We start from the raw sequence: 23692 nt of genomic DNA on the forward strand, positions 1-23692 counted from the left end.
TATATTTAGAAAGAAAAAGGTGCTAGTGAGTAATTTTAGTGAGCAATCTCTATCTCACTTAAAATCCCTTCACCAACACCAAATATTATACAACCGGTTTATAGAGTGAAATCAACCTGTATTACGTAAACCAGCGGCAATACCGTTAATGGTTAATAGGACTTCGCCAAGGAGTTCATTGAACTCTTCTGAGTCTTCTTGGACTTGACGTAAGCGACTCACAAGTTGCACTTGTATTAAGTTCAGCGGATCAACGAGTGGGTTACGTAAACGGACAGATTCTTTAATATTTGGTTGGTGATCCATTAAATCATCTTGTTGGGCGATTTGTAAGACCATGTCTTTCGTTATTTTATGTTCATCACGGATGTCATTAAAGATTCTGACCGCCATCTCTTGGTCATCAATCATATCAGTATAAGCATCGGCAATTTCTAAATCAGCTTTTGTGAGCGCCATTTGTAAGTTGTTGATGGTCGCACGGAAAAATGGCCATTGTTGGTACATTTCACGTAACAGTTGAATGTTGCCTGTTTCATCTAAGTACGCTTTTAAACCAGTACCAGCTGCATACCAAGCCGGAATGAGTTGACGTGATTGTGTCCACGCAAATACCCACGGGATGGCACGTAAATCTTCAAATCGGTTACTACCTTTACGTTTCATTGGACGAGAACCAATATTTAAGGCACCTAGTTCGTTCAGTGGTGTCCCTTGGTTAAAGTACGATAAGAACTGATCATCATTAAAGACAAGGTCTTGGTACTTCTTCAGTGATACTTCAGAAATAAACGCCATCGCATCTTTCGCTTCATCAGATGGCATCTCACGATGCTTCTCTGTTTGTCTTATCCCAGCAATCGATGACAGTAAGACACTTGTTGCTTGTTCAAGTGAACGATAAGCAATGTCAGGAATTAAATAACGAGAAGAAAGCACTTCGCCTTGTTCGGTAATCTTCACACCATCACCAAGTGTAATCGGTGGTTGGGACAAGAGACTAGAGTAAAGTGGACCGCCCCCACGACCGAGAGAACCTCCACGTCCATGGAAGAACTTCAGTTTCACGCCGTAGCTTGAAGCAACGGAATGAATGTCTTCTTGGGCTTTATATAGCTCCCAGTTAGCGGTTAAGTTTCCGCCATCTTTAGAACCATCAGAATAACCTAACATAATCTCTTGAGAGTCTCCGCGAGCTTCAATGTGCTTACGGTACAACGGAATATCAAATAAGCTTTTAATGATCGTTGGACCATTCTTTAAGTCATCGATCGTTTCTAGAAGCGGCGCAACATGGAGACGACTTTTCACATGTCCGTCAGGGTAGACGCGGTAAAGACCTACCTCTTTAGCAAGCACGAGTACTTCCAGAACATCACTCACAGCTTCTGCCATACTAATTAAGTAGACCTCAATCGCACGCTCACCGAAGGTGTCTTTTGCGAGCTTAATCGTTCTAAACGTTTCAATCATCTCTTGAGATGATTCACTAAACTCATCATAGATTGAAATGAGTGGACGAGGGTCTTGCAGGACTTTAGTTAAGACATGTTGCTTCTCACCTTCAGAAAGGGCTTTATAATCTTCACTAATACCTACTTGACGTAAGATTTCAGTGATCGTTGCTTCATGTTCCCCGCTATGGTTACGGACATCAAGTGTCGCTAAGTGGAAACCGAACAGTTGTACTTGGCGGATGATGTGACGTAATAATTTAATCGGGTTACTTTTTGAATGATGATTCTCTAAGGAATCTTGGATTAACATTAAATCTTCTCTTAAAGCATGGGCATCAATATAAGCACCTGGTTGGTCTTCTGATGTAAGTCTTAGTCTGCGCATCACCATACCAAGTTTTACGCGGTAAACTTCATCTTGTTTATGCCAACCACGGTAGTTTAGTTCAGCTTTATCTTTTTCAATCGATTCAAGTAAATCTTCACTCACGTCAACCTTTTTCGTCGATTGACTCAGTTTTTCTTTTAGCTTATCGATTGACTCCATATACTTTGTTAAAACAAGTGCGCGTTGTTCTTTTAATGTTTTATAAGTAATTTTTGCGGTGACGTTCGGGTTACCGTCACGGTCCCCGCCAATCCAAGAACCAAAGCGCAAGAAAGCAGGTACGTGGAAGCGATGAGAATATTTTTCATAAAGTAAATCTTCTAAGTCTTGGTGTAAGACTGGTAAGACATTAAAGAGGACTTTATCAAAGAAATATAACCCGTTTGACACTTCTTTCATTACAGATGGTTTCTTCTCACGAATCTCTGCTGTTTGCCAAAGAATCGTCATCTCTGTTTCAATTTCCTCTTGGATCACTTTCTTATCATAGCGTGTATAAGAAAATTCCCATTGTTTTAAGAGATCAGCAATTCGTTGGTGAATCCGTAACATCGTACGGCGTGTCGCTTCGGTAGGGTGGGCAGTAATGACAAGCTCAAGCGATAAGTCTTCTAAAGCTTTCTCGACTTGCTCAATGGTAATGTCATGGTTATAGAGTTCATTCACCCCAGCCTCAAGAGAACGTGGTTGGATGATTGTATCATCTTCCATTTGATATTCTCTACGACGTCTGATGCGGTAGTTTTGTTCAGCAATGTTATAAAGTTGAAGGTTAACACTAAAAGCACGAATGACTTTATTTCTAAGTTCAGGTGCTAGTTTCATAATTTCTTGATTGAGTTGATCAAAGTTACTTGGAGAGGCTTCATCCCTTAGAGCTTTTGAAAGCTTACGGAAATATTTCACCGTCTCTAGTAATTCTTCTCCACCTTCATTAAACAGCACCGTATCAAGGATGTCATTTAAATACACGACGTCTTGATTCAGTGTCGTGTTTCCATTAGTTTTTTGTTGATGCATTGAATCACTTCCTTTCAAGAGTTTATATTGTTATCACTTTAGTGATCAACGAAGACCATATTTCCTCTGCTTGTGAATTGTTAACCTCACGTCTTTATATGGTAACTATATTCTATCATACCATAAGATTTTTGCAAAAATAACTGAAAAGTATGTAAATTTAATAGAAATAAACCGCTATCATACATGTATGAGATTAAAAAAACCAACAGTCCTGCTTATCAATCCCTTACAGAGAACATACGCGGGTCTGTTTAAAGGTTAAAAGATAAATGTGTGATCAAAATAAGCGTTTTTTTTGGAGGAAATAAACAGAAATGACTGAGGAATCAACGATTTAATTGGCAGAAAGCACAAAAAAAGTAAAAGTTAAATTTTTTTTTAAAAAACTATTGATAACGCTTACAATATTGGTTATGATAGTCATGTAGCAAGCGAGCTGCATCCCTTCGCAAGTATTGGCCTGTACATAGAAATCATTAGTGATTTCATTAGATGTACAGGTATTTTTTTGTCTTTTTTGCCTTTAGAAGCGAGCGGCGTGTCTAACGAAACATAATAGGGTGTTAGTGAAAAGGGTATGCTTGGGCGTGCGAAAGATAGATCAAACAAGGTATAATGAAAGAGATAAGCGTGTTAGATAAGAAAAAATGTGTAACTTAAAACTATATATATGTAGAAAGGTGAGAATTATGAAACGATATATTCTATCAATTGACCAAGGAACGACGAGTACGCGTGCTTTTTTAGTGAATCAAGCAGGCGAAATTGTCGCAAAGAGCCAGCGTGAGTTTGAACAGTTTTTTAAAGAACCAGGTTGGGTAGAACATGATGCGAATGAAATTTGGACATCGGTCTTATCATGTATGGCAGAAGTGTTACGACTAGGAGATATACATGCGAGTGAGATTGAAACGATTGGTATTACTAATCAACGTGAAACAACGGTTATTTGGGAAAAAGACACCGGACGTCCTGTCCATAAAGCGGTCGTTTGGCAATCGCGCCAAACAGAAGCTATTTGTCAGGACTTAAGACAACAAGGGTTTGGGTCAATGATCCAACAAAAAACAGGACTCTTGATTGATCCGTATTTCTCAGGAACTAAAGTAAAATGGATTCTCGACCAAGTTGACCCAGATAGACTTCGAGCGAAGCAGGGAGCGTTCATGTTTGGGACGATTGATACGTGGTTAATTTATAAATTAACCGGTGGCAAAGTCCATAAGACCGATGTCACAAACGCCTCGCGAACGATGCTGTTTAATATCCATACACTCGACTGGGATGCTGAGCTATTAGACCTCTTTGGCGTTCCGCGCAATATGATGCCGGAGGTAGGGGATACGTCTGGTGATTTTGGCCAAACAGTGAGTCATCATTTCTTCGGTTACACTGTGCCCATTACCGCATGCGCTGGTGACCAACAAGCCGCGCTCTTCGGTCAAGCGTGCTTTAGTAAAGGGATGGTAAAAAATACGTATGGTACTGGTTGTTTTATGTTGATGCCGACGGGGCATGAAGCGGTTCATTCGGATTCTGGACTTTTGACAACCATTGCTTGGGGACTAGATGGTGAGGTGACGTATGCACTAGAAGGCAGTATCTTTGTCGGTGGCAGTGCTGTTGGTTGGTTACGGGATGGTCTTAGAATGATTGATGAGACGGGTGATAGTGAAACGTACGCGACACGAGTAACCTCAACCGACGGGGTCTATGTCGTACCGGCCTTTGTTGGTCTTGGTACACCCTACTGGGATAGTGACGCGAGAGGAGCCATGTTTGGTCTTACACGAGGGACAACGAAAGAACATGTCATCCGGGCGACACTTGAAGCGATTTGTTACCAGACAAAAGATGTACTCGATACGATGATGAAAGATGCTGGTGTGACGTTACATACGTTACGTGTCGACGGGGGAGCCGTGAAGAATAACTTCTTAATGCAGTTTCAAAGTGACTTAATGGATGCACCGGTGGAACGGCCCGTGAATAATGAAACAACGGCCCTTGGGGCCGCTTACTTAGCCGGTCTTTATACCGGATTCTTTAAAGATAAAGACACCATAAAAGCCCGCTGGAAACAAGATAAAGCTTTTTATCCGCATATGGAAACAATGGAGCGACAAAAGCTCTATCACGGCTGGCAAAAAGCAGTGGAAGCAACACGTGTCTTTAAAGTAGAAGAAAATTAATGCTAACAGGCAGCACACCACTTTGAGATGGTATGCTGCCTGTTGTGGTTGTATGGATTAATCGATTAATGTTGCGGCTTTGGCATTTTTTCTTACCTGTTCAGGCGTTTTACAGCCTGGAATAACGGTCGTGACTAAATCATTTTTTAAGCACCAGCTAAGAGCCCAGGTAGCCATGTCTGTTCCTTCAGGCACTTCTTCTTTTAATAGGCGTTCAACTTCAAGTAATTTTTGACGTTGTTCTTCTTTATCATGACGCGACCGGACATCATTCACGCCGAAATGATCACCCGGTTTATATTTACCAGTTAAATAACCGCTTGCGAGTGGTACGCGTGCTAAAATCCCAAGATTATCTTGTTTTGCGACCGGGAAGATCGTTTCTTCCACGTCGCGAGTTAAACGGTTATAAATAAGCTGAAGGGCTTCCGCTCCGACAGATGTTGCTTTTGTCGCCTGATTCACACTTGGATCATTTTGCAGTGAAAGGCCAATATGTTTGATTTTACCGCGTTCTTTTTGTTTATCTAATAGAGTCCATAAGTCGTCATTATCAAACTCATGGGCTTTAAGTGAATGTGATTGATATAAATCAATATAATCTGTCTGAAGTGACAGTAAAGAATCATCCAGTTGTTTTAATACCTCATCTGCCTTTACGTGACGTGTGCGTTCAAAGTTATCATGGAAATGATGGCCGAATTTTGTGGCAACCACCCAATCTTCTCGGTTATGACGCTTTAAATAATTACCAATCAAGCGTTCAGATAAATGATCGCCGTAACATTCGGCTGTATCGATTAAATTGATGCCTTCTTCCTGCGCAGTATGAAGAATCGCATCGACTTCTTGTTGGGTAAAATCTTTTCCCCATTCACCACCAAACTGCCACGTGCCAACGCCAATGACAGATAAATCGAGTGAGGTGCTACCTAATTTACGATATTTCACAGTCATTCTCCTCTCCAAAGTCTATTCAACCTAAGTGTAATGAAAAATGAATTCGGATGCAAAAAAAATACACCCAATGACGTGATTGGGTGCCAATAAGGGGGACAATCTAATTTGAAAAATACGCTACTTCACTTGACGTGTAACTTCAGTTAGGTCGTAAAGGAAGTATCTATTCCAAAATTGTAACCGTTTTCATTATAAGATATCGCAATGGTTTTTTCATCGACCTAAAGATCTATTTATTTAGAAATTAATGGTATGGAAAAATATCCTTTTGAATAATTCTGAAAAGAGGAGTATAATGAAAGTTAAACCCAAGAAAGGGGAACTGTAAATGGCATACTATAATAACCGTCGTGAACCAGTCGAACAAGTAGAAACAAAGGTCTGGTCATGTACAAATGATGATTGTCAAGGTTTCATGCGTCTCGATTATAGCTTTGATGAAAAACCGACCTGTCCGTTATGTGGATCAGAAATGAAAGAGGATACGCGTACGTTACCAAAACTTTCATAATGATGAATCAAGTTGGTATCAACTTACATGTACTTATTTATATTTTTTCTTTTGGGCAGGTCACATGGTGACCTGTTTTCTTTTTTAAAACCTGAATAGTAAAGTCAAATGCATAAACTTTTTAACAACGGTAGAACGGAAATTAGACACGGTTATTGAACAAACGATAGGATTATTAGAATTTGAAACAAAAACAACGGAACAGCATACAGCATTCACAAATAAATTTACCACACTTGAATTAATCTCTGCGCAAAATTGGCAAGACATTACGGTTTTAAAAGCGATGCATGCCTAATCTACTCAAATCTATTAGAAAACGGACTGACACAACGGTGCGTTTTCTTTTTTGTTCTTTTTCTTATGTAAATCGCTTGCTAAAGCAGATGAAAACGTGTTCTAATAGACAAAGTGATGTGTGGAAAAGTCATCATAAATTTATTTAAAGGAATGGTTAATAGATGTTAAAGAAACAGTTACGTGTACTTTTAGGATTACTGGTATTTAGTTTACTCCTCGTCGCGTGTAGTGAAGACGGAGAAGAAAATACAGCACCTGATGAATCAGATGCGCCTATTGAAGAAACAGACGATACAACAGAAGATACAGAGCGCGAACCACTTGATGTTAATGTGTCTGATGAGGAGACAGTAGACGCTTCAACTGTCGTTCTTGTTATTAATGGTGAAGAAGTCAATGGTGAGACATATAACGACACATATTTCAATACGAAGCGCTACATGATGCAAAACAATCAAGATGTCAGTGATATAGAACTGATTAAAGAACAAACCTTAACAACGCTTAAAAGCTACACGTTGCTGAGACAAGATGCCGGAGAAAGAGGCATTGAAGTCACAGACCAAGATGTAACCGATGCACTAGATGAAACAAAAGCACAATTTGAATCAAATGAAGAATATGAAACGGCCTTAACACAACTAGCGTATACAGAAGAAAGCTTTAAACAGTCACTTGAAGAACAACTGCTTCAACAAATGTATATGGATCAGGTTATTGAAACAGAAGCTGTCACAGAAGAAGAGATTACAGAATTCTATGGTCTACTAGAAGAACAATTAGATGACACCCCTCCGCTTGAAGAAGTGCGAGATCAAATTGTCACCCAAATTGAACAAAGTAAAATGCAACAAGCGTTTCTCGCTCAAATTGAAGAACTCAATGAACAAGCAGAGATTGAACAAAATATATAAAATATACGCTATGGACACCTTTTGGAGCGATGACTTCAAAGGGTGTTTTTATATAATCTGGAGAGTAGGATAAAAGCGATCGTATTAGCGAGTGAAACGAACTAGCGAAATGACAGTGAAGTAACAAGGCGATGTAAAAAGTGTGTATTTATCAAGAACACGGTTGAATGAGTGTTCAGACTATGTTGTAATGGGTCACATAGAAAACGTGAGTCGTGCTCACAATTCATTAACAAAGGATGGGTTTAACAGATGAAAAAGACATTACAACTATTTTTAGGCTTATTACTTACTACAACCGTGCTCGTGGCATGCGGCAATGAAAGCGCAGAAGAGGAGACACCAGAACAAGAACCAAATCAAGAAGCGACTGACAATGAGGACACGTCAAATGATTCATCAGAAGAAACACCGGCGCTAGACCTTGATGTATCGGATGATGAAACAGTTGCCGATGATCAAGTCGTGTTAGAAGTGAATGGTGAAGAAGTTTTAGGTGACGCGTATAATACAGCGTACGTTGATACAAAACGTTACTTGCTACAAAATAACCAAGACGCCTCTGACAAAGATATGTTAAAAGAACAAACCCTTCAAACCTTGCAAAGTAACACGCTTGTCAAACAAGATGCCAAAGAACAAGGGATTACCATTACGGATGATGATGTAGCTAGAGCACTTGAAGAGACAAAAAGTCAATTTGAGACAGAAGAAGCCTATCAACAAGCGTTAAATCAATTAGCTTATACAGAAGAAAGTTTTAAAGCATCACTACAAACACAACTCTTGCAACAACAATATCTTGAAGACGCCATTGAAGTTGAATCAGTGACAGATGAAGAAGTTGAAGAGTATTACAACTTAGTAAAAGAACAATCAGATGATGTCCCACCGCTAGAAGACGTAAAAGAACAAATCATCGCCCAGCTTGAACAAACAAAAGTCCAACAAGCCTTCCAAGCAAAAGTCACGTCATTAATGGAAGAAGCAGAGATTAACGAAAATATTTAAACGAACGACCTCAGTTCGATCAAGCATGTATCTAACAAATCAATATCAACAAAAAAGGCAACCAAGATCTCTCACTGTTCTTGGTTGCCTTTTTAGCTTGTTTTAATATAAAGCCAATAAGTAACAGCATAAGCATAATCTATGTGCTAAGGGCATCTTCTGACTCTTCTAAAGTGAAATAATAAACCATGAGTTCCGTTAACTGAATCAACTCATATAAAACGACCGTTTCAGCATGTAAGTAATCGACAAGCGTGACTTCACGTTTAGCGCTTTGACTGAAGGTGTGATTCAATGTTTTTAAATGTTGTTCTAATTGATTAAGGTCAAAGTGATCAGGGTCATGTAATACGGCACTAAGTTCATCAACAATCTGTGTCACCGTTTGATGTGTCGGTTCATCCCATTCGACTTCAGTGTGTAAGGGCATGGTTAAATTCCCGATATGATAATGCATGAGTTTGACCATATGTAGTTGTTTTAATTCAATATCAATGTTGGCTTTCTTTTTGTACAACTGTGTATGATAGCGTGATTCTTTTTGTTGGTCAAGTATAAGTGATTCAACTTTCAGTAAGCGTTCTTGAAAGGTATCGAACACCTTTTTTGACTGGGCTTGGATATCGTCTAGCTCATGGTGACGCAGGCTGTTGGCAAAGACAGCAAGGTCAACGCTCGCAAGTTTTAATACTTCATCCATCGTTGTATTGATTTGTTTTAAATAATTTGGCGGTAACACGATAAAGTTAACGAGTGTCGAGACAGATAGTCCGATCGTTGTAGTGAGTAACCGAACAAAAAAAGCATCGACAGGGCTTCCTTCAATGACATATACCATCGCCACAGACGTTAAGGTTGCGACAAGTAAGCCATCAAATAACTTTAACTTATAACAAGTCACAATCGTAAATAGTGATGCTAAGGCGTACGATAGCGGTGAAATTTGAAACAAATAAAAAAAGCTAGCCGCATAGAAGGACCCAATCGCTGAAGCGGGAAACCGCACCAAGCCTTTTTTTATCGAGTCTTGAACCGTCGGTTCAATCGTGACAATCGCGGTCATAACCGCAAAGACTGCCGGAATATTGAGCCACTGACAGATAAAGGCCGTAATAAAAACAGCTACACTTGTTTTTAAAATTCGTCGACCAAAGAATGTTTTTAATAGTTGCATCTCTGTCACCTCCTTATTTTTCTCTTGTTGACTCATAAATGTATCTAGGCGTTATTTCATGACCTATGTATGAAGAGGGAAAGCCTACCAGTAACCGGTAGGCTTTCTGTTATTAATTGACGAGTGCTTCAAATGCTTGTCTAACTTTTTCGGCTGGATAGCGGCTACCACCTTTTGATTCAACGCTTTCGATCATCATCGTGATCAAATAACGCGACTCGTCGTCATAACCGACAAACCATCCGTTTTCTTGTTTGTTTTCATCGGACGCCGATTGTTTTAATTCAGCTGTCCCTGTCTTTCCACTTAAAGTGACAGTATCAGACTTAGCAATCGTTGCCGTTCCGTTTTGCACCACATCATATAATGCCTGTCTTAAAGCAGTCACATCAGCTTCAGAGATGACGTGTTCAGTTAAAATCTCTGAAGTTTCGCCTTTTAGTAAGATAGGTGTCATCATATTCCCATTGTGAAACAGGGGCGTATACATCATCGCTAAATGATGACTACTCACTAACACTTGTCCTTGCCCGTAACCAGTATCGGCCAGTAAGACATCATTTGAAAGAGTCTCATCATTCGCAACTTGACTCTGTCTAATCGGATAGCTAAAGGTATACGCATCATTGTTAAAACCGAAGAGCTGACTTGTTGTTAAAAAGTTCTCAGCACCAATATTTAGCGCTTGTCTGGCAAAATAAATATTATCACTTCTGACGAGCGCATCATGTAAATCGACCGGTCCATCACTTAGTGAAACGCGTCTCACTTCATAGTTACCGAAAGACGGTTGGTTATACGTATAGCCATCAATGTCTAACGTATCGGTCGGTGTAAAGCTACCGGTGTGTAAACCAATCATTGCTGTGACCGGTTTAAAAACAGAGCCGGGACTGTACGTACTTTGAAATCTGTTTAAGAGTGGTGTCAGTGGGTCATTATTTAGCCCATCATACACTTCCTGTGACATCCCTTCAGTAAATAAGGTAGGGTCAAATGACGGATATGAGACGAGTGCTAATGTTTCGCTCGTTTTTGGGTCGATTATCGTCGCATGACCTGCATCACCCTCAACAAATTGATTAAATAGAGTGGATTGGACTTTACGGTCAATCGTTAAATGAATATCTTCACCGTCCACAGGATCTTGTTCAACAATACCAGTGCGATTGCCGTTATTATCAACGACGAGACGAATCCCGTCCTCGCCACGGAGTTGTTCTTCAAAGATATATTCAATGCCGCGTTTACCTATCATATCACCGTCGGAATAAATCCCGTCTTCATCATTTTCTAAGTCTTCCGCGGTGACCGTCCCAACATAACCAACGAGATGACTCATGGTCTCACCCTCAGGATAGACTCGGCCATAACTAGCCGTTGATAATACACTCGGGATTTCATTGAGTTGGGCTAGTTTTTCTTCTTCTGTCACGGATACGCGCTTCAGTGGAATAAATAGGCCATCTTGAACCCATGACTGTGATAAAGTATGTTCAATTTGGTCAACGGTCATATCAAGCGCCTTACTAATAAACTCAATTTCTGTCGCCCGGTCGACAAATCGTCCGGTATCAACCCCAATTTCGCGCATTTCACCGTTTACGGCTAATGCTTCACCGTTTCGGTCAAAGATGTTCCCGCGGATCGGTTCGGTGACGATTTGTTTAATCTCACCACCGTCTTTAAGTGGAGGAATAATTAAACCTTTATCCCAAATGATCTGATAATGCGTGACTTGTTCAGTGTCATCAATCGTCTCAATAACAGGGGTTAATGTGATAGCGGTATCAAATGAATAGTCACCAACAAGGGTGTTTTGGGTTATGGTTAACGTATAGGTGTAGTCATTCGTATCAACGACATACTCATCACGATCAGGATCGCGGTCAAGCTGTGGTTCATCGGTGATGCTGACGGCAACGTCTGTTGTTCCGAGTGCGTCGTAAGCTGTTTCGTATTGTTCAGTCAAGGTGCTGGCATCGTCACTGGCTAAGACAAGTGACTGCATCGCGTTAAAATCTAACCTTTCCCACGCCTCAACATATGCGTTTAAGTCATCTTTTGGATCTTTTGGTTCAATCGTCTCTTCTGAACACGCGATTAAACTAAATAAACTGATACATAGTATAACAACTAATTTTCTCATCGCTTTCACTCCTCTTGTTGTTCAACGGGTTTGGCGTAAATGATGTAGCGGTCAGGTGCATTTCCAACATAGCCAAAAGGATAACACGTTGAAATCACGAGTTCTTCCTCGGTCAGTTGAGGATTTATAATCGTTCGGTCATCAGCATCAACAATTTTACTTGAGACCATTTCATATTCAAAAGTGCCGTAAGGCAACTCAACGGAAATAATGTCACCGACTTCCACTTCACCAAGACGGGTAAAGACCGTATCCCGGTGCCCTGAAAAAAGAATCTGACTATTGTCGCCTGGATATTTCGTTGACGCGTAGTGACCAACGCCTTTTTCTAATTCTTCTGGGTCAGTGCCTTCCACAATCGGAATCGATGCCCCTATTTTATCAATGCCAAGTAAACCAACCGTTTCACCCGTTTCTGGGTTAAATGTTTGGCGTAAGACTTCTCGGTCTTCAACCGGTGTTTCGCGTGATTTAGCCAATAATTCATGCGCTTCACTGGTTGCTTGTCGTTCCTTTTGAATCGTTGACACGTATTGAAACGCCCCAACACCGAATAAGATGAGCCCGGTGACTAACACGAGCCATGCTAATTTTCTCATTCTCTGTCATCTCCTTTATTTCGCTCACCTTAGGTGAGTCAGTTATGTTAAACTAACGACATATGTAGTAGCGCATAAAATTATGATGCGCCAATAAAAGTCATATTACCAGTATAGCAAATATCTCACCCTCACTGCACTATAAGTACTTAAAATTATCCAAAGAAAGTAGGTGGCTGCTTGCCAACTCAATATAGTAAGATTCGTATGAAGCAATTATTCATCTGGTCCATGCCCGTGATATGGATGGGCATCATTTTTTCATTTTCTGCCACACCGTATGAACGCCAAGATCTAAAACCCGCGCTAAGTGAACGGTTTGACTTAGCAGTGATTGAACCGTTTGTTGACAACATCACCTTTACCTATCACAACTCCGTGATAAGTGTCGCGAGCCTTGGGATTGAAAGTTTTGTTGAATTTTTCATCCGTAAGGGGGCGCATGTGTTTGTTTTCTTTACGCTCACACTGCTTTTCATTTATGCGTTTAAGAAGACAACAAACCTGGACCGTCACTTAATCTATCTTTTTAGTTATTTGTTGTCGGTTATCTATGCCGGGTTTGATGAATGGCACCAAAGCTTAACCCCGAACAGAACGCCGTATATTGGCGATGTGTTTTTAGATAGTCTGGGCAGCTTATTGGCAGTAATCACTATCGCCACGTTCGCGTTTTTAAGAAAAAGACGCTAACAACAAAAGCCTATAGAGGTCCCTAGACAGGGACGTCAATATAGGCTTTTGTTGTTTCAATGATTTCGGCTTGGTCACTCGTTAAGTTAACAAGCCACTGTTTACACGTCTCAACGTCATCTGTTTCAACCGCTAAGTGGACGGTTACATGTTCTAAATAATCAATCGACTCTAAGATATAAGATGTTTGTCTTACGTCGTTTTCTAACTTACCAAGTAACGGATAATCAATGGTCACATCTAATTTTTGTACTTGTTTACGACAGACGACACCGGCTGCGTCAATCGCTTCTTTGGCACTCGTTGAGTAAGCCCGGATCAGGCCACCTGCGCCGAGTTTGATCCCGCCAAAATAACGCGTCACCACAATACACGTGTCTTTAAGTTCACGTTTTTTAATCACTTCTAATATCGGCACCCCGGCGGTTCCTGACGGTTCTCCGTCATCCATCGCTTTTTGAATCTGATCATGTTCTCCGATCATGTAAGCGGAACAGTTATGGTTCGCTTGTGGGTGGTCTTTTTTTATCTCGGCGATAAAGTCTTTCGCTGCTGCTTCTGTTTCGCAGCGCTTGGCGTGTGCGATAAAGCGTGATTTTTGAATCTCAATCTCGGTTTGTCCAAAGGGTTGAATGGTATAATATTTTTTTAACATGCTGTCACCTCGTTCTTTTATTATACAAAGACAGGGCGAGTAGGTAAACCTTGGGAGTTAGTTTAATGGATAGACAAACAACGCATGCGCTGATAAGATAGAGAAGTCTTTATATGTAAGCGGTTTATCGAAAAGATTAGACAGGGGGGATACAATGTCACGGTTTAGACAGTGGAACACGTTACGCAATCAATTATTAGCGGTCTTTTTGCTGGCAATGATGATTGTCTTATTGATCGTCGGTGGCATCATTTTTAAACAAGTAAGCGATACCTTAACCGATAATGCTGAAAGGCAAATCGACCAAACGGCTAAAGAAACAATGGCCCGATATGACGGTCTGATAGAACAAATCAATTTAGTCAGTAAACAAATCTTAACCAATGACTTTGTTCAAGATGTGTTATTTGACCAAAAGGCTGGACGATTTCCAGCGTTCACAGAGCGTCAACGACTGTCTAGTGTGGTGAGCCGGATTCAAGCAAACGCCGACGGTTTTTACCGGGTGGACATTTACACACCAGACTATGTCAATCTTATTCCACTTGATGGGCCACATTTGGATGAACAAGTGTCGATTGACGTGATACGAGAGGTCGATGACCTTAAGGGGGAGCTTGTGTTTATCGGTGAGGACCCAACGGACAGTAATTATTATTTATTTATGCGCCGAATCAGTTTACTTGATGGGCAATTTGAAAATGGAGGCTATATGCTCATCCGGATGATGCGCACATATTTTAGACCACTCATCACCGCGGACAATCATTACACAGTCGTTAGAGCCCCGAATAACTTAGTTATAGGCACGTCTAACCGAGAGGGATTAGATGAGTTGCTTAAAACAGAAGGCGAGGCGGCGTTTCAAGATGATTATGTCGTTCAAACGGAAACCTCAGGTGAGACAGGCTTTAGTGTCACGATGTTAACACCGATTGAACGCTTGACCGAAGATACGTCTTTTCTACTGTCAATCATTCTAATGAGCGGTACGGTCGGGGTTATGGTGTTCTTTATCTTTTCATTTGGCCTTTCAACCTATATCACAAAACCAATCATGACCTTGACTCAAGCGATGAAGAAAACCCATGTCGGTTTGTTGTCGCAATCACCAAGCAGTGTGTCATCGATTGAAATCAATCAATTAAATAGCACCTATAACCAACTTGTAGAAGAAACGAATTATTTAATTAAGATGGTCTATGAAAAAGAACTCGTTAAAAGTCAGACCGAATTAAAAGCGCTACAAGCTCAAATTCAACCACACTTCTTATTCAATACCTTAAACGCCTTATATTGGTCACTTGATGAAAAAGGAGAGGAAGAACTGGCGGATATGGTGATGAGTATGTCGAATCTGTTCCGCTATACGATTGCTAAAAAAGACGGTGATGAATGGGTCAGTATTAAACAGGAGGTCAATCACCTCACTGACTATATGACGGTGATGAAGATGCGCTTTGGTGACCGGTTCCGTTTTAAGACGGAGATTGATGAGGCGTTATTATCACTAGATATACCAAAGTTATTGATTCAACCGTTTATTGAAAATGCGGTCATGCATGGTTTAAATGAAAAAGCAACCGATGGAATCGTGACACTCTCGATGACTAAAATCAACGATGATTTAGTCATTGCGGTGAAAGATAATGGACTCGGGATGACCGATGTACGACTACGTGAAGTACAAGCATCCCTTAAACATGGCTTTACTTTAAACACAGAAGGTGCCGGGATGGCGTTAGCTAATATTAAACACCGGTTAGAACTTTATTACAACAAAGAAGCCGCTCGGAGTTTAACGATTCACTCAACTAAAGGTAAAGGGACGACGATCACGTTTACCTTACCAATCAAACATAATCGTGATAAAGGGGAGTAAACAGATGGAAGAAAAAACTTTGGTTATTGTTGACGATGAGCCGCGGGCACGGGAAGGGATTAAACGGACGTTGACACGTCACTTTGAAGGGGCACATACGCTTGTCTGTTTTGAAACAGCAAAAGAAGCAGAGGCCTATATACTGAGTCACCCGGTCCACTTACTTATTACTGATATTGAAATGCGCGAGATGAACGGTTTAGAACTCATCCAAGCCCTAAAACAGCAACAACAAGAACCGGCGGTCATTATCGTCAGTGCCTACTCTGACTTTAATTACGCCAAAGAAGCTTTAAGACTAAATGTCGTGAACTACATTGTAAAACCGGTTAGTAAAGAAGAACTGATTCAAACAGTGGACCAAGCCTTAATTGATCAAGAAAAACAAGCGAAACAAACGCTGATTGAAAGTTATGTCGATGAATCGATTGTCAGATTAAATGAGGAGAAACACCGGTTTAGTCGTTCAATCAAAGAAGCGATGGACTATATTGATACGCACTTCAGTGAAGCACTCACATTAAAAGTCGTCGCCAGTGTTGTGCATCTTAATCCAAGCTATTTAAGTACACTATTTAAAGATGAACTAAAAATATCTTTCGTTGAGTATTTAACCCGCGTGAGGGTCCAACAAGCCAAACGCTTGCTTCTGACGACCGATATGAACGTGACTGAAATCGCTGAAGCGGTCGGCTATCAAACACCGAAATACTTTAATAAAGTGTTCCGAGAATTTGAAGAGACGACACCTGGTGCTTACCGGAAGAGTATGTAAACGCTTTCTAAAAATAGTGGACTTTTCGCTATAACTTACTCCCTTACGGATTGATACACCCCATGATAAATTAGTAACTGTAAGACAAACCAAATTCCTTAGGGGGTAAAAAAATGATGTTGAAGAAAAAATTCTTAATGCTCGTGGCACTCTTATTCACTGTATTGGCACTAGTTGCGTGTGGTGGTGACGATGAAGCATCAGATGGCGGTGCGACAGATAGTAATGATGCGTCTAGTGGAGATGAGGTTGTGATTGACTTTATGCACCTCTGGCCAGAAGGTAGCTCGAAACAACACAACATGATCGTTCAAACAATTGTCGATGAGTTTGAAGCAGAAAACGCCGGCGTGACCGTTGAGATGGAAATCTTAGGTAACGAACAGTACAAAGAAAAGTTAAGCGTATTAGGTTCAAGTAATGACTTACCTGATGTCGGTATGACTTGGGGTGGCGGTTTCTTAGACCCTTATGTAAGCGGCAACATGTTTGCTGATTTGACAGACATCATCTCAGATTCCTTTGTTCCTGGTACGACAGAAGCTTATGCGGTAGACGGCGCAACATATGGTTTACCACTTGAGTTAAACATTACACCTGTTTATTACAACAAAGCGATCTTTGAAGAACACGGTGTCGACGTACCAACAACGTTAGAAGAAATGAAAACAGCTATTTCTACATTGTCTGACGCTGGTGTGACCCCAATTACACTCGGTAACCGTGATGCTTGGACTGGTTCTATGTGGTACATGTATCTAGCTGACCGTATTGGTGGACCAACGGTCATTACTGATGCGATCAATGGTGACATTAGCTTTACAGATGAGGCATTAGTACAAGCCGCTGAAGAAATTCAAAACCTTGTCGATATGGATGCCTTCATCAATGGTACGAACGGTTTAGGTAACGATGAAGCGAAGGGTTACTTCATTAACGAACAAGCCGCGATGTACTTAATGGCGACGTGGGACTTACCAGAATGGACAACAAATGAAGATAACCCACAAGCATTCAGAGATTCAATTGGCTACTTCAAGTTCCCAACAGTTGAAGGTGGAGCAGGTGATATTAATAGCTACGTCGGTGGTCCTGGTGTTGGTCTATTCGTAGCTGAAAACTCAGATGTGAAAGACGAAGCGAAAGCATTTGTTGAATACTTCGTTGAACGTTGGGGCGAAATGTCCGTTCAAAACGCAGGCGTGATTCCAGCAACAGCGGTTGACACGGCAGAACTTGACTTACCACAAATGTACATTGATATTTTAAACGACTTAAACGAAGCGTCTAACTTAACCTTGTATGCTGATGTGCAAATGTCAGCTGCAGCGGCAGATGTGCACTTAAACATGATCCAAGCGCTCTTCATGGGTGAAGTCACACCTGAAGAGTTTGCCGAAAATCATGAAGAAGCCCTTCGGGCGGAATAACAAGTCATTAAATGAGCGCTCACTTCAAAGGTTAAACATCATGAAGCGCGATATAAGAGAGTCAATAATTAACGTAAGTTTTAAGTGAACGACACGAGGGGCAAATACGGCCCCTTGTGTGATTCACCAATGACGGATAATCGTTATATCCGACTAAAAAGATGTTATTAATAGAGAATAAAAATGAAACATAAAACATTATCAGGATAAACAAAAACACTCTAGACGTATGAGCGATCCATTCATTTGCTAACGTCAACTTACATCAATAGAACCGATACAAACGAAGGGAGTTGTTACTATGGATAAAGTGATGTCCAATAAGAAAGTCATTGCCTTATATGTGTTACCATCACTCATTCTACTCGCAGGGCTTGTCTACATTCCTATCTTTCTAACCGGCTATTACGGTTTAATGGATTGGAACGGGGTTGGACCGATGACCTTTATTGGTCTTGATAACTATATCGAACTGTTATCAGATGATACGTTTTGGTATAGTGCCCGTAATTCATTTTTCCTTGCCTTCTTCTCAACCGCGGCACTCATTGTCTACCTTGCGGTATCCTTAGTCTTATCAGCGAAGATTAAAGGGCGAGAAACTTTAAGAAAGATTTACCTCATTCCGATGTTATTATCATCGGTTGCGATTGCGCAGTTGTGGATTAAAATTTATGACCCGAATAACGGGATGTTAAACAGTTTACTAACGACTCTTGGTGTCGAGTCGCCTCCAGCTTGGCTCGCAGAACGCGGGACGGTATTAATCGCGATCTTTATTGCGATTGTGTGGCAATATGCCGGCTTTTATATCATCATTTATAGTGCGGCCTTAAAAGGGATTCCAGCCTCACTTATTGAAGCGGCTGAAATTGACGGGGCCACGCCACTTCAGATTGCTTATAAAATTAAAGTCCCACTTATTTCAGGTGTGATTAAAACAACGATCGTGTTAGCGATTGTTGGATCACTGAAATACTTCGATTTAATTTACGTGATGACCGGCGGTGGACCAAACGGTGCCAGTGAAGTAATTGCTTCCTATATGTACAAACAAGCCTTTGGTATTAAAAACTTTGGTTATGGCAGTGCGATTGGTTTTGCTTTACTGATTCTCGCACTAGCGACAACCTTTGTGATTCAAAAATTAACGGCATCAAAAAATGACAATATTCAATATTAAGAAGGGAGTTAAGACATATGGCAGACACTAACAAATCGTCATCAAGAAAATTAGGCATGAGCCTACTGTATGCGGTCCTCGGCTTGATCGCTGTGTTTCAAATTTATCCGCTCGTCTGGCTCTTCTTCTTCTCATTGAAAGGAAACTCAGAGATTTTCGGGCGTTCACCCTTTGCTTTACCGGAAGATTGGTTATTTGAAAACTATGCGCGGGTATGGTTTGACGGTAATATCAGTCAATACTTCTTTAACAGTGTCTTCATCACCGCAACATCCGTGATTCTTACGGTTATTCTCGCAAGTTTTGTGACCTTTGCGATTACCCGGATGAAGTGGAAGTTAAGTGGACCGGTTCTATTACTCTTTATGGTAGGATATATGATTCCGATTCACTCAACACTCGTGCCACTGTTTCAGTTTTATCGTGAACTCAATTTAATTGATAACCCGTTATCGATTATCTTAGCGTACACCGCTTATAATATGCCGTTAACGATTATGATTCTGATGGGCTTTTATCGTACGTTACCACGTGAGATTGAAGAAGCAGCGGTTATGGATGGTTGTTCGATTCACCGGATGTTTTTCCAAATTATCTTACCGATGACTAAACCGGTGATGTCAACGACGATCATTATCAACATGATTTATAACTGGAATGAATTCGTCTTTGTGAATACGTTCATCTCATCAGATAAATACAAAACATTAACGGTTGGAATTCAAAACTTTATCGGACAGTACTTAACCGATTGGGGTGCGATTGGCGCCACACTGATGATCAGTATTATTCCAATCTTAATCGCCTTCTTCTTCTTAAGTAACAGAATTGTGGAAGGGATTGCGGCTGGTTCAGTGAAAGGCTAATCGCGACAGTTCAATCAATAAAAGAAGTGACTGAATCCTCAATTAAAACGAATGAACCATGATTCATACACACCTTAATCAGCTCTCGGTCTTATGATCGAGAGTTTTCTTTATCTAAAAACCATAAAATAAGCACGTGAATAAAACGATTAAGGAAGAAACCTAACCTAAACTTTATCTATTCTTTGTAGAGAATTAGCAGAATGAAGAAAGAAAAGAATAGAGGAAGACAAAAACCACCTTGCTTCAAGATTCAGAAGCAGGGTGGTTTGTTGCTTGTTGATGGATGGTATCAAAAATATGTTGGGTAATGGACGAGACCAGTAAAGCAATAAATGAACCACCAAAGAAGAATAGAAGACCAGGCACAAACGTCATTAAATAAAGGCTCATCGCAATAGAAATCACCATCAGTAACGTTTGGATCGGGTGAATCAACATAATAAGAAACGCTTGTTTGATCGTCTGAAAGAATGGCCAGTCAAAATGAACATAGACTGGGAAAAGATAGAGTAAGGTTAAACTAGAAAAGATTAAAAATAAATAGATGGGAATATGGATAAGAGTCGAATCAAGTGCCTCAATTTCCTGAATATATACGATATCCACTACACCAATGACGATGATTACTGTTGTAAGTAAACCGTAACCGAGACTTCTAACGACGTTGGCTTTAAAGTGTAACCAAAATGTTTGAAATAACGGTAGCGAAATATCTTCTCTTATAAATGACCTAATTGTCGCAAACATCGCGACCGTGGCAGGAAAAAAGCCAAAGACGAATAGTCCGAGTGCGGTGAACAATAGCCACAAGATATTTAAAAAGGCGAGTTTACTGACCCAGTCAACGACACGCATCAGTTTGTCATGTGTCACCTCTTGATCCCTCCTTTAAAGAACTACTTCTATTATACAAGTTTAGAACGCGTCAAAAAAGGCAATCATTATTGGTAGAAAGTCTCTTAAGTTTAGATGCTGTTTACCATTCTAATAGGCGAATAGCGTTCTGCATGATACAATGATAGTAAAGGTGTCATGTCAAGAGAAGAGACAGGATTAAAAGATGTGTGATTATCACACAAACCTAATCATGGATAATACATTAGGGAGTTTATATAATGAAAAAAAATCACAATAAACATGCCTCACATAAAAAACATGCGCGCGCAGATTTAAAAGGATTAGACGATATTATTGATGAAATGGTTGAAGCTGTCCATAATAGTAAAGATGAAATATATAATATTACTGAACAAGCACGTCTAGAGTATGAAACTTTAACAGAAAAAATCGCGCAATTACGTGAAGAGATTGAGAATATCATTAAGGAAAGTGACTTATTAGAACGTAAAGAACGTGTCGCAAGACAACGCTTGGCTAAAGTAAGCGAAAACTTTAGTATGTATTCTGAACAAGAAATTCAAGAAGTGTATGAAACAGCCCATAACTTACAAGTTGAATACCGGATGAAACAAGAACGTGAACAGACGCTTAGAAAAGAACGTGATGATATCGAGCGTAGGTTACGAACGATCGACGAGACGATTGAACGAGCGGAATCGCTTGTAGGAAAAGTATCGATTGTCTTGAATTATTTAACCGATGACTTTAAAGAGATCACCTCGCTCATTAAAGATGCGAAAGAAAAACAAATGTTTGGACTAAAAATCATTGAAGCCCAAGAAGAAGAACGTCGACGCATCTCTCGCGAGATTCATGATGGCCCGGCACAAATGCTCGCAAATGTCTTAATTCGGGCGGACATAGTCGACCGGACGTACCGAGAACGTAGTCCAGAAGAAGCGCTCGTTGAAATTAAATCGATGCGAAAAATGGTGCGCCAATCGTTATATGAGGTCCGCCGGATTATTTACGATCTCCGCCCAATGGCTCTTGACGACTTAGGACTGGTGCCAACGATTAGAAAGTATCTTCAAACAATCGGTGAGTATCACGATATAGAGATCCACTTCCAGGAACAATCCAATCAAGAGCGCTTAGAAGAAAAATATGAAGTGGCGATCTTCCGGTTGACACAAGAAGCCGTTCAAAATGCGATTAAACATGCGGAAGCTTCAGAGATTGATGTAAAACTCATTGTGACAAATAACCGGGTGAATGTATCGGTCAAAGATGATGGTAAAGGCTTTACCTTAGGTGAAACAAAGAGTCAGTCCTTCGGACTGATTGGGATGCGTGAGCGGGTCGATATGCTGGAAGGCACACTCGAACTTACGTCGAAACCAGGAAAAGGGACACATGTTTTTATTAATATTCCTTTAACAAACTGAGTCATTTTCATTAAAATTTGATTAAAACCAACTAAAGGTATAGGTATTTTCCAAGTTTTTTAGTATAATAAGTGTTGTTTAGTAGAAATGAATGAAACTTTTTTAACTATTTATTCGACATATACAGTGATATGTGGTTTTCATCACCGTTCTGTCAATAAAACAAGTACGTTAGTCGCAACTTGTGTTAGAATAGTACGACCACGTCAAACAAACCTAAACCTATGAATTATGCACAGAGAATATTAGGAGGACAAAACTATGAGTACAAAAATCGTATTAATTGATGATCACGTCTTATTTAGAGAAGGTATACGCCGTATTTTAGATTTTGAAAATGATTTTGAAGTTGTCGCAGAAGGTAGTGACGGAGAAAATGCTATGAGTTTGGTCGATACATATCAACCAGATGTTGTCTTAATGGATATCAATATGGAACATGTGAATGGTGTTGAAGCAACGAAACAACTCGTAGAAAAATACCCACAATTAAAAGTCATCATTCTGTCTATTCATGATGATGAAAATTATGTCACTCACGCCTTAAAATCAGGTGCCCAAGGGTACTTACTAAAAGATATGGATTCTGAATCACTCGTTCAAGCGATTAAGATTGTCTCAGACGGTGGGGCTTACTTGCACCCGAAAGTGACCCACAACTTAGTCAAAGAATTTAAACGAATGAGTGAAGAAGAACATAAAGGCTTCCAACAAGTTGAATACCGTAAACCACTTCACCTACTTACACGTCGTGAGTGTGAAGTGTTACAACTTTTAGCGGACGGTAAGAGTAACCGTGGGATCTCTGAAGCGCTCTTCATCAGTGAAAAAACAGTGAAGAATCACGTCAGCAATATCTTACAAAAAATGAATGTGAATGACCGGACCCAAGCGGTAGTCACCGCCATTAAAAATGGCTGGGTAGAAGTTTTATAATTAACGTCAAATCACCAACAACCACTAAGGATAGAGAGCTAACGACTCGATACTTAGTGGTTGTTTTCTTGTAGAATAGGCTCATACCTCATTTAACTAAGTATTAGGGCTTTCTATTTTTTATGAAAAACGTTAGAATAGAATGGAGTTTCTTTTTATCTTGTGTTGATGTTCGTCGTCACATTGTGTCGTGCTTGTCTTTGTTCGTCTTATAGATAAATGAAAGCAACGAGAGCACAGAAGGTAATGACAGATAAAAAGATAAATCAATCATAATAGGATTAAGACAGTATCAAAAACGAC

19 protein-coding genes are annotated in these 23692 nt (G+C 40.2%); 12 read left to right on the plus strand and 7 right to left on the minus strand.

Annotation, left to right across the window (positions count from 1 at the left end):
- Positions 1-111 precede the first annotated feature (111 nt).
- Complete coding sequence (gene ppc, locus BM390_RS10070) at positions 112-2865, minus strand: phosphoenolpyruvate carboxylase (RefSeq protein ID WP_089854625.1); 2754 nt, start codon at positions 2863-2865, stop codon at positions 112-114.
- Between the two features lie 692 nt (positions 2866-3557).
- Between ppc and glpK the strand changes: the two genes are divergently transcribed.
- Positions 3558-5060, plus strand: coding sequence for a glycerol kinase GlpK (gene glpK, locus BM390_RS10075; protein ID WP_089854629.1), 1503 nt, complete (start codon positions 3558-3560; stop codon positions 5058-5060).
- Positions 5061-5117: 57 nt separating this feature from the next.
- On the opposite strand, the gene BM390_RS10080 is transcribed toward glpK, so the two are convergent.
- A complete protein-coding gene (locus tag BM390_RS10080) occupies positions 5118-6011 on the minus strand; it encodes an aldo/keto reductase (protein WP_089854632.1) in 894 nt (297 codons plus the stop codon).
- 337 nt (positions 6012-6348) lie between these two features.
- Between BM390_RS10080 and BM390_RS10085 the strand changes: the two genes are divergently transcribed.
- The 3 genes from BM390_RS10085 (at position 6349) to BM390_RS10095 (ending at position 8756) form a co-directional block, all read left to right on the plus strand.
- The gene (locus BM390_RS10085; protein WP_062321466.1) at positions 6349-6531 is read left to right on the plus strand and encodes a cold-shock protein; all 183 of its coding nucleotides are present in this window, start codon (positions 6349-6351) and stop codon (positions 6529-6531) included.
- A 461-nt stretch (positions 6532-6992) separates the two neighbouring features.
- Complete coding sequence (locus BM390_RS10090; protein ID WP_089854635.1) at positions 6993-7745, plus strand: SurA N-terminal domain-containing protein; 753 nt, start codon at positions 6993-6995, stop codon at positions 7743-7745.
- Positions 7746-7997: 252 nt separating this feature from the next.
- On the plus strand, positions 7998-8756 hold the full coding sequence (locus BM390_RS10095; RefSeq protein ID WP_089854638.1) for a SurA N-terminal domain-containing protein: 759 nt from the start codon (positions 7998-8000) through the stop codon (positions 8754-8756).
- A gap of 139 nt (positions 8757-8895) precedes the next feature.
- On the opposite strand, the gene BM390_RS10100 is transcribed toward BM390_RS10095, so the two are convergent.
- The 3 genes from BM390_RS10100 to srtD all read right to left on the minus strand — a co-directional run bounded on the left by BM390_RS10100 (position 8896) and on the right by srtD (position 12678).
- A complete protein-coding gene (locus BM390_RS10100) occupies positions 8896-9930 on the minus strand; it encodes an aromatic acid exporter family protein (RefSeq protein WP_089854642.1) in 1035 nt (344 codons plus the stop codon).
- Between the two features lie 112 nt (positions 9931-10042).
- Entirely contained in the window at positions 10043-12079 is a 2037-nt protein-coding gene (locus tag BM390_RS10105) for a penicillin-binding transpeptidase domain-containing protein (protein WP_062321960.1), read from the minus strand.
- 5 nt (positions 12080-12084) lie between these two features.
- Entirely contained in the window at positions 12085-12678 is a 594-nt protein-coding gene (gene srtD, locus BM390_RS10110; protein WP_062321962.1) for a class D sortase, LPxTATN-specific, read from the minus strand.
- A 180-nt stretch (positions 12679-12858) separates the two neighbouring features.
- On the opposite strand from srtD, the gene BM390_RS10115 reads away from it, so the two are divergent.
- Complete coding sequence (locus tag BM390_RS10115) at positions 12859-13371, plus strand: VanZ family protein (protein WP_231631479.1); 513 nt, start codon at positions 12859-12861, stop codon at positions 13369-13371.
- Between the two features lie 22 nt (positions 13372-13393).
- Here BM390_RS10115 and BM390_RS10120 read toward each other — a convergent pair whose 3' ends face one another.
- Complete coding sequence (locus BM390_RS10120) at positions 13394-14026, minus strand: YigZ family protein (protein ID WP_062321965.1); 633 nt, start codon at positions 14024-14026, stop codon at positions 13394-13396.
- Positions 14027-14180: 154 nt separating this feature from the next.
- Between BM390_RS10120 and BM390_RS10125 the strand changes: the two genes are divergently transcribed.
- The 5 genes from BM390_RS10125 (at position 14181) to BM390_RS10145 (ending at position 20162) form a co-directional block, all read left to right on the plus strand.
- Positions 14181-15908 carry a sensor histidine kinase gene (locus tag BM390_RS10125; RefSeq protein ID WP_062321967.1) on the plus strand — a complete coding sequence of 576 codons (1728 nt, stop codon included), beginning with the start codon at positions 14181-14183 and terminating at the stop codon, positions 15906-15908.
- 4 nt (positions 15909-15912) lie between these two features.
- Entirely contained in the window at positions 15913-16683 is a 771-nt protein-coding gene (locus tag BM390_RS10130; RefSeq protein ID WP_089854645.1) for a response regulator transcription factor, read from the plus strand.
- 113 nt (positions 16684-16796) lie between these two features.
- Positions 16797-18113, plus strand: coding sequence for an extracellular solute-binding protein (locus BM390_RS10135; protein WP_062321969.1), 1317 nt, complete (start codon positions 16797-16799; stop codon positions 18111-18113).
- Between the two features lie 301 nt (positions 18114-18414).
- Positions 18415-19296 carry a carbohydrate ABC transporter permease gene (locus tag BM390_RS10140; protein WP_062321971.1) on the plus strand — a complete coding sequence of 294 codons (882 nt, stop codon included), beginning with the start codon at positions 18415-18417 and terminating at the stop codon, positions 19294-19296.
- Between the two features lie 56 nt (positions 19297-19352).
- Positions 19353-20162, plus strand: a complete 810-nt coding sequence (locus BM390_RS10145; RefSeq protein WP_371859889.1) for a carbohydrate ABC transporter permease — start codon at positions 19353-19355, stop codon at positions 20160-20162.
- Positions 20163-20408: 246 nt separating this feature from the next.
- Here BM390_RS10145 and BM390_RS10150 read toward each other — a convergent pair whose 3' ends face one another.
- Positions 20409-21038 carry a YesL family protein gene (locus tag BM390_RS10150; RefSeq protein ID WP_062321973.1) on the minus strand — a complete coding sequence of 210 codons (630 nt, stop codon included), beginning with the start codon at positions 21036-21038 and terminating at the stop codon, positions 20409-20411.
- Between the two features lie 242 nt (positions 21039-21280).
- Here BM390_RS10150 and BM390_RS10155 point away from each other — a divergent pair, with 242 nt between their 5' ends.
- Positions 21281-22453, plus strand: coding sequence for a sensor histidine kinase (locus BM390_RS10155; protein WP_062321974.1), 1173 nt, complete (start codon positions 21281-21283; stop codon positions 22451-22453).
- Between the two features lie 261 nt (positions 22454-22714).
- Positions 22715-23389: a response regulator gene (locus BM390_RS10160; protein WP_089854652.1), complete on the plus strand. Its 675-nt coding sequence runs from the start codon at positions 22715-22717 to the stop codon at positions 23387-23389.
- The last annotated feature ends 303 nt before the right edge of the window (positions 23390-23692 follow it).

The sequence above is a fragment of the Halolactibacillus miurensis genome, assembly GCF_900116255.1.
Classification (GTDB): Bacteria; Bacillota; Bacilli; order Bacillales; family Amphibacillaceae; genus Halolactibacillus; species Halolactibacillus miurensis.

Excerpts from the sequence above, each read along its gene's own strand:
- ppc (WP_089854625.1), bottom strand. The coding sequence starts at position 2,865 with ATGCATCAACAAAAAACTAATGGAAACACGACACTGAATCAAGACGTC.
- glpK (WP_089854629.1), top strand. The coding sequence starts at position 3,558 with ATGAAACGATATATTCTATCAATTGACCAAGGAACGACGAGTACGCGT.
- BM390_RS10085 (WP_062321466.1), top strand. The coding sequence starts at position 6,349 with ATGGCATACTATAATAACCGTCGTGAACCAGTCGAACAAGTAGAAACA.
- BM390_RS10090 (WP_089854635.1), top strand. The coding sequence starts at position 6,993 with ATGTTAAAGAAACAGTTACGTGTACTTTTAGGATTACTGGTATTTAGT.
- BM390_RS10095 (WP_089854638.1), top strand. The coding sequence starts at position 7,998 with ATGAAAAAGACATTACAACTATTTTTAGGCTTATTACTTACTACAACC.
- BM390_RS10100 (WP_089854642.1), bottom strand. The coding sequence starts at position 9,930 with ATGCAACTATTAAAAACATTCTTTGGTCGACGAATTTTAAAAACAAGT.
- BM390_RS10105 (WP_062321960.1), bottom strand. The coding sequence starts at position 12,079 with ATGAGAAAATTAGTTGTTATACTATGTATCAGTTTATTTAGTTTAATC.
- srtD (WP_062321962.1), bottom strand. The coding sequence starts at position 12,678 with ATGAGAAAATTAGCATGGCTCGTGTTAGTCACCGGGCTCATCTTATTC.
- BM390_RS10120 (WP_062321965.1), bottom strand. The coding sequence starts at position 14,026 with ATGTTAAAAAAATATTATACCATTCAACCCTTTGGACAAACCGAGATT.
- BM390_RS10125 (WP_062321967.1), top strand. The coding sequence starts at position 14,181 with ATGTCACGGTTTAGACAGTGGAACACGTTACGCAATCAATTATTAGCG.
- BM390_RS10130 (WP_089854645.1), top strand. The coding sequence starts at position 15,913 with ATGGAAGAAAAAACTTTGGTTATTGTTGACGATGAGCCGCGGGCACGG.
- BM390_RS10135 (WP_062321969.1), top strand. The coding sequence starts at position 16,797 with ATGATGTTGAAGAAAAAATTCTTAATGCTCGTGGCACTCTTATTCACT.
- BM390_RS10140 (WP_062321971.1), top strand. The coding sequence starts at position 18,415 with ATGGATAAAGTGATGTCCAATAAGAAAGTCATTGCCTTATATGTGTTA.
- BM390_RS10145 (WP_371859889.1), top strand. The coding sequence starts at position 19,353 with ATGAGCCTACTGTATGCGGTCCTCGGCTTGATCGCTGTGTTTCAAATT.
- BM390_RS10155 (WP_062321974.1), top strand. The coding sequence starts at position 21,281 with ATGAAAAAAAATCACAATAAACATGCCTCACATAAAAAACATGCGCGC.
- BM390_RS10160 (WP_089854652.1), top strand. The coding sequence starts at position 22,715 with ATGAGTACAAAAATCGTATTAATTGATGATCACGTCTTATTTAGAGAA.